This window comes from Microcella sp., from assembly GCF_030645145.1.
GTDB lineage: Bacteria > Actinomycetota > Actinomycetes > Actinomycetales > Microbacteriaceae > Microcella.
Genome location: NZ_JAUSMI010000109.1, coordinates 1 through 5642, shown reverse-complemented (window position 1 = coordinate 5642; position 5642 = coordinate 1). Strand labels below are relative to the sequence as shown.

Sequence of the window (5642 nt, the reverse complement as noted above, 5' to 3'; positions counted from 1 at the left end):
CGACGTCGTCGCTGCCGGCCGCGCGCGCGAGGTCGAGGTGGGCGACGACGTCGATGACGAACGGCTGGCCGTCGCGGCGCTCGTGCTCGTAGACGCCGTGGTGGGCCTGCGCGCGCAGGCCGGTGAGGATGATGCGGTCGCTCATGCGGCGGCCCCTCCCGTGCCGACGCCGACGCCCGCCCCGCGCCAGGCGGCCCACACGTCGAGCGCGCGGCTCGTCGCCGCGGCGTCGTGCACGCGCACGGCCCGGACTCCGGCGTCGGCGCACAGCGCGTTCACGACGGCGGTCGGCAGGTCGCGCTCCTCGACGGCGGCACCCTCGGGCAGCAGCGCGCCGAGGAAGCGCTTGCGCGACGCCCCCACGAGCAGCGGATGCCCGAGCTCGGCGAGCGCCGGCAGGCCGCGCAGCAGGGCCCAGTTGGCGTCGCCGCGCTTGGCGAAGCCGATGCCGGGGTCGAGCCAGAGGCGCTCCGGCGCGATGCCTGCCGCGAGCGCGGCGTCGCGGCGCGATCGCAGCTCGTCGCGCACGTCGGCGACGGGGTCGGCGTAGTCGCTCACGGCATCCCACCGATCGCTGCGGCCGCGCCAGTGCATCGCGACGTAATCGACCTCGAGGGCCGCGATCATCGACAGCATGTCCGGGTCCTCGAGCCCCCCGCTCACGTCGTTGACGATGAGCGCGCCGGCTTCGACGGCCGCGCGCGCGGTCGACGCGTTGAGGGTGTCGATCGAGACGCGGATGCCCGCCTCGGCGAGCGCGCGCACGACCGGCACGACGCGTGCCGCCTCCTCGATCGCGGAGACGGGCTCGGCTCCGGGCCGGGTCGACTCGCCCCCGACGTCGATGACGTCGGCGCCGTCGTCGACGAGCCGGCGGGCCTGCGCGACCGCGGCCTCGGGCTCGAGGTAGCGCCCGCCGTCGCTGAACGAGTCGGGCGTGACGTTGAGCACGCCCCACACCTCGGGCCGCACGGGCCCGGGGGCGGTGGTCACGCGCCGCTCCGGCCGATGAGCGCCATGACCTCGGCGCGCTGCACGGGGTCGGCGAGGGTGCCGCGCGAGGCGACGGTGACGGTCGTCGACTCGGCGTAGCGGACGCCGCGCGCGGCGACGCAGCCGTGCCGCGCCTCGATCACGACGAGCACGCCGGCGGGCGAGATCGCGCGGTCGAGCGCGTCGGCGACGTCCTCGCCGAGGCGCTCCTGCAGCTGGGGGCGGGCGGAGACGATCTCGACGAGGCGCGGGATGCGCCCGAGCCCGATGATGCGCTGGGCCGGCACGTAGGCGACGTGCGCGACGCCCGCGAACGGCAGCAGATGGTGCTCGCACATCGACCGCAGCGCGATGTCGCGCAGCAGCACGAGCTCGCCGCGCTCGCCGGGCTCGGTCGCCATCTCGGCGCCGTCCTGCAGCTCGGGCACGGGGTCGACGCCGACGCCGGCGAAGAAGTCGCCGTACGCCTTGGCGATGCGCTCCGGCGTCGTCGCGAGGCCGGGCCGCTCGACGTCCTCGCCGATGGCGGCGAGGATCTCGGCGACCGCCGCCTCGATGCGGGGGATGTCGATGGGCGCCATGCGCGTCAGCTCGCCTGGTCGGTTCCCGTGTCGGCCTCGCTGCGCGCGACGCTCGCGGGCGCCGAGTGCTCGCTCGCGACGCCGCCGTCGGTCACCGAGCTGTCGATCGGCGCCTTCGCCGGCATCGGCACGGGCGGCAGGTCAGGCAGCGGGCGGTCGTCGCTCGAGAGCCACTGCGGGCGCTCGGGCAGCTTCTTGACGCTCGCGAAGATCTCGGCGAGCTGGAGGTGGTCGAGGGTCTCCTTCTCGAGCAGCTCGGTCGCGAGGCGGTCGAGCACGTCGCGGTTGTCGTTGATGACGTTCCACGCCTCGGTGTGCGCCTGATCGATGAGCGCGCGCACCTCGGCGTCGACGCGCTCAGCGACCCGCTCGGAGTAGTCGCGCTGGTGGCCCATGTCGCGGCCGAGGAAGACCTCGCCGCTCGACTGGCCGAGTTTGATCGAGCCGACCTCGGCGCTCATGCCGTACTCGGTGACCATCTTGCGGGCGATGCTCGTCGCCTTCTCGATGTCGTTGCTCGCGCCGGTGGTCGGGTCGTGGAAGACGATCTCCTCCGCGACGCGGCCGCCCATCGCGTACGCGAGCTGGTCGAGCAGCTCGTTACGCGTGACCGAGTACTTGTCGTCGAGCGGCAGCACCATCGTGTAGCCGAGGGCGCGGCCGCGCGGCAGGATCGTCACTTTCGTCACGGGGTCGGTGTGGCGCATCGCCGCGGCCGCGAGCGCGTGACCGCCCTCGTGGTAGGCGGTGATGAGCTTCTCGTGGTCGCGCATGACGCGGCTGCGCCGCTGCGGGCCGGCCATGACCCGGTCGACGGCCTCGTCGAGGTTGCGGTTCGTGATGATCTCGCCGTTCGTACGCGCCGTGAGCAGCGCCGCCTCGTTGAGCACGTTCGCGAGGTCGGCGCCCGTGAAGCCGGGCGTCTTGCGCGCGAGCACCTCGAGGTCGACATCCTCGGCCATGGGCTTGCCCTTGGCGTGCACGCCGAGGATCTTCTGGCGACCCTTCATGTCGGGCGCATCCACCTGGATCTGCCGGTCGAAGCGGCCCGGGCGCAGCAGCGCGGGGTCGAGGATGTCGGGGCGGTTGGTGGCCGCGATCATGATGACGTTGGTCTTGGGGTCGAAGCCGTCCATCTCGACGAGCATCTGGTTGAGCGTCTGCTCGCGCTCGTCGTGCCCGCCGCCCATGCCGGCGCCGCGGTGACGACCGACTGCGTCGATCTCGTCGACGAAGATGATGGCCGGCGCGTTCTCCTTGGCCTCCTTGAAGAGGTCGCGCACGCGGCTCGCGCCGACGCCGACGAACATCTCGACGAAGTCGGAGCCGGAGATCGAGTAGAACGGCACGCCCGCCTCGCCCGCGACTGCGCGCGCGAGGAGCGTCTTGCCGGTGCCGGGAGGGCCGTACAGGAGCACGCCCTTGGGGATGCGTGCGCCGACGGCCTGGAACCGCGTCGGGTCCTTCAGGAAGTCCTTGATCTCGTGGAGCTCCTCGATCGCCTCCTCGGCGCCCGCGACATCGTCGAAGGTCACCTGCGGGCTCTCCTTGCTCACGAGCTTCGCGCGCGACTTGCCGAACTGCATGACGCGGCTGCCGCCGCCCTGCAGGTTCGTCAGCAGGAACCAGAAGATGACGCCGATGATGAGGAAGGGGATGAGCAGGCCGAGCAGGCTCACGAACCAGTTGGTCTGCGGCACCTGGTCGTCGAACTCGTCGAGGTTCGCGTCGTCGATCGCGGCGACGATCGCCTCGCCGCGCGGCGCGACGTACTGGAACTGCACCCGGTCGCCGTTGTCGCCGTCGGGCTCGCTCAGCTCGAGGTCGACGCGCTGCTCGCCGTCGATGATCGTTGCCTTCTCGACCGTCCCGCCCTCGAGGAGGGCGAGGCCCTCCTGCGTGGTGATGGTGCGGAAGCCGCCCCCGCTCAGCAGGCCGAAGCCGATCCAGAGCGCGATGGCGCCCGCGATGATGTAGAGGAAGGGGCCTTTGACGATGCGCTTGGCATCGAACTTCTTGCGGGCCATGAGGCGAGCCGCACCTTTCTGCGAGCGTTCGTCCGGACCTCGGGATACGAGGGGAGCGGTTAACGGTATCGGGCGCCTCTTGGGGGGCGCTGATCTGTTCGCGGTCGGCGCAGACCCCTTATGCCGTTCAGGATGCTCGTGCTCCAGTGGAGCGCATGACCCGGATCTCCCTCCCGAACCCCGACCGCTTCCGAGACCTGCGCGCCGTCGTCGTCAACACGACGCTCAAGCGGAGCCCCGAGCTCAGTCACACGCAGGGCCTCCTCGACCGCTCGATCGCGCTGCTGCGCGCGAACGGGGTCGAGGTCGACGCCTTCCGCCTCGTCGACCACGAGGTGGCTCCCGGCGTGTACCCCGACATGCGCGAGCAGGGATGGCAGTTCGATGACTGGCCGGCGCTCTGGCCGCGCATCGCCGCGGCGGACATCCTCATCATCGGCAGCCCCATCTGGCTCGGCGAGCAGTCGAGCGTGACCCGCCGACTGATCGAGCGCCTCTACGCGCACTCGAGCGAGACGGCCGAGAGCGGACTGAGCGTGTTCCACGGCAAGGTCGGCGGCGTCATCGTCACGGGCAACGAGGACGGCGTGAAGAACGTCGGCGCCTCGCTGCTGTACGCGCTGCAGCACATCGGCTTCACGATCCCGCCGGCGGCCGACGCGGGCTGGATCGGCCCCGTGGGCCCCGGTCCGAGCTACCTCGACGACGAGTCGGGCGGACCCGAGAGCGACTTCACGAACCGCAACACGACCTTTGCGACCTACAACCTGCTGCACGTCGCGCGACTGCTCAAGGATGCGGGCGGGTTCCCCGTCGGCGGCAACCAGCCCGGCGCGTGGGAGGACGGCGAGCGCTTCGGCTTCGACGCGGCACCGGCGGCGACGCAGCCCGAGGCCGAGCCGCAGCAGACCGCGAACCCGGAGCACGATTAGCCGAGGGCACGACTAGGCGCGGGCTGGCGCCCCGCGGCCGCTACTCGTAGACGTGCGGCGCGAGCACGCCCACGGCGCGCAGGTTGCGGTAGCGCTCGGCGAAGTCGAGGCCGTAGCCGACGACGAACGCGGGCGGGATGTCGAAGCCGACGTACTCGACGTCGACCTCGACCTTGATCGACTCGGGCTTGCGGAGGAGGGCGAGGATCTTCACGCTCTTCGCGCCGCGCGACTGCAGGTTCTGAAGCAGCCACGAGAGCGTGAGCCCCGAGTCGATGATGTCCTCCACGATGAGGACGTCGCGGCCAGCGATGTCGGTGTCGAGATCCTTGAGGATGCGCACGACGCCGCTCGACTCGGTGCCGGCGCCGTAGCTCGAGACGGCCATCCAGTCCATGTCGATGTGGATCTGCAGCTCGCGCGCGAAGTCGGCCATGACCATGACCGCGCCCTTGAGCACTCCGACGAGGAGCGGCGTCGTCTCGGCGTAGTCGGCCTCGACCCGGCGCGCGAGCTCGGCGAGCTTGGCGTGGATCTCCTCCTCGGTGATGAGCACCTCGGTCAGATCGGCGCGGATGTCCTCGACGTCCATCGGTCTCCCAGTCGCATGTCAGCTGTCGGCGGGCGAAGGCGCGGGCTCGGGCGCCGCCGTGAAGACGATGCGGCCCGCGGTGCGTTCCACCCTAATGCCGGGCAGGTGCACCGCTTTCTGCCCGTGCCAGTCGGTGACGAGGCGCGCGACCTCGAGCGTCTGCGCACGGCTGAGGGCCGCCCCGAACTCGACGCGCGCGACGAGCCGGATCAGCCGATGCCGCAGTGCCGCGGGGTTGGCGGCGAGCCAGTCGACGGGGAGCGAGCAGCCCGCCTCCTCGAGCTCGACGAGCTCCTCGGCGACCTCGTCGACCATCCGGTCGAGCGCCTCGGAGTCCTCCCGCGCGATCTCCGCGGTGCGCGCGAGCGCCTCCGTCGCGCCCGCATCGAGCTCCGATTCGAGCAGGGGCAGGATGCTGCGCCGCACCCGCACGCGCACGAACCTCTCCTCGTCGTTGTGGGGGTCGTGCCACGGCGCGAGCCCCGCGTCGGCGCACGCCTGCGCGAGCACGGCCCGG

General features: G+C 71.8%; 7 protein-coding genes. 1 reads left to right on the top strand and 6 read right to left on the bottom strand.

Annotated features, from left to right (window positions below; translation table 11 throughout):
• The 4 genes from Q7T15_RS07775 to ftsH form a co-directional block, all read right to left on the bottom strand.
• A partial coding sequence (locus Q7T15_RS07775; RefSeq protein ID WP_304694979.1) for a dihydroneopterin aldolase occupies positions 1–145 on the bottom strand: 145 nt, incomplete at its 3' end.
• Entirely contained in the window at positions 142–993 is an 852-nt protein-coding gene (gene folP / locus Q7T15_RS07770; RefSeq protein ID WP_304694977.1) for a dihydropteroate synthase, read from the bottom strand. The genes Q7T15_RS07775 and folP, both read right to left, overlap by 4 nt.
• Positions 990–1574 (bottom strand): GTP cyclohydrolase I FolE, encoded by a 585-nt coding sequence (folE, locus tag Q7T15_RS07765; protein ID WP_304694975.1) that lies wholly within the window; start codon positions 1572–1574, stop codon positions 990–992. The genes folP and folE overlap by 4 nt, the downstream gene beginning before the upstream one ends.
• Positions 1575–1579: 5 nt before the next feature.
• A complete protein-coding gene (gene ftsH, locus Q7T15_RS07760; RefSeq protein WP_304694973.1) occupies positions 1580–3601 on the bottom strand; it encodes an ATP-dependent zinc metalloprotease FtsH in 2022 nt (673 codons plus the stop codon).
• A gap of 155 nt (positions 3602–3756) precedes the next feature.
• Here ftsH and Q7T15_RS07755 point away from each other — a divergent pair, with 155 nt between their 5' ends.
• Complete coding sequence (locus tag Q7T15_RS07755) at positions 3757–4533, top strand: flavodoxin family protein (protein ID WP_304694971.1); 777 nt, start codon at positions 3757–3759, stop codon at positions 4531–4533.
• Between the two features lie 40 nt (positions 4534–4573).
• Here Q7T15_RS07755 and hpt read toward each other — a convergent pair whose 3' ends face one another.
• Together hpt and Q7T15_RS07745 are read right to left on the bottom strand one after the other, a co-directional pair.
• Positions 4574–5125, bottom strand: coding sequence for a hypoxanthine phosphoribosyltransferase (gene hpt, locus Q7T15_RS07750; RefSeq protein ID WP_304694969.1), 552 nt, complete (start codon positions 5123–5125; stop codon positions 4574–4576).
• Positions 5126–5143: 18 nt separating this feature from the next.
• A partial coding sequence (locus tag Q7T15_RS07745; protein ID WP_304694967.1) for a TilS substrate-binding domain-containing protein occupies positions 5144–5642 on the bottom strand: 499 nt, incomplete at its 5' end.

Bases quoted from the DNA above. Each gene is read 5' to 3' on its own strand.
- folE (WP_304694975.1), bottom strand. From the start codon at position 1,574: ATGGCGCCCATCGACATCCCCCGCATCGAGGCGGCGGTCGCCGAGATC.
- ftsH (WP_304694973.1), bottom strand. From the start codon at position 3,601: ATGGCCCGCAAGAAGTTCGATGCCAAGCGCATCGTCAAAGGCCCCTTC.
- hpt (WP_304694969.1), bottom strand. From the start codon at position 5,125: ATGGACGTCGAGGACATCCGCGCCGATCTGACCGAGGTGCTCATCACC.
- Q7T15_RS07755 (WP_304694971.1), top strand. From the start codon at position 3,757: ATGACCCGGATCTCCCTCCCGAACCCCGACCGCTTCCGAGACCTGCGC.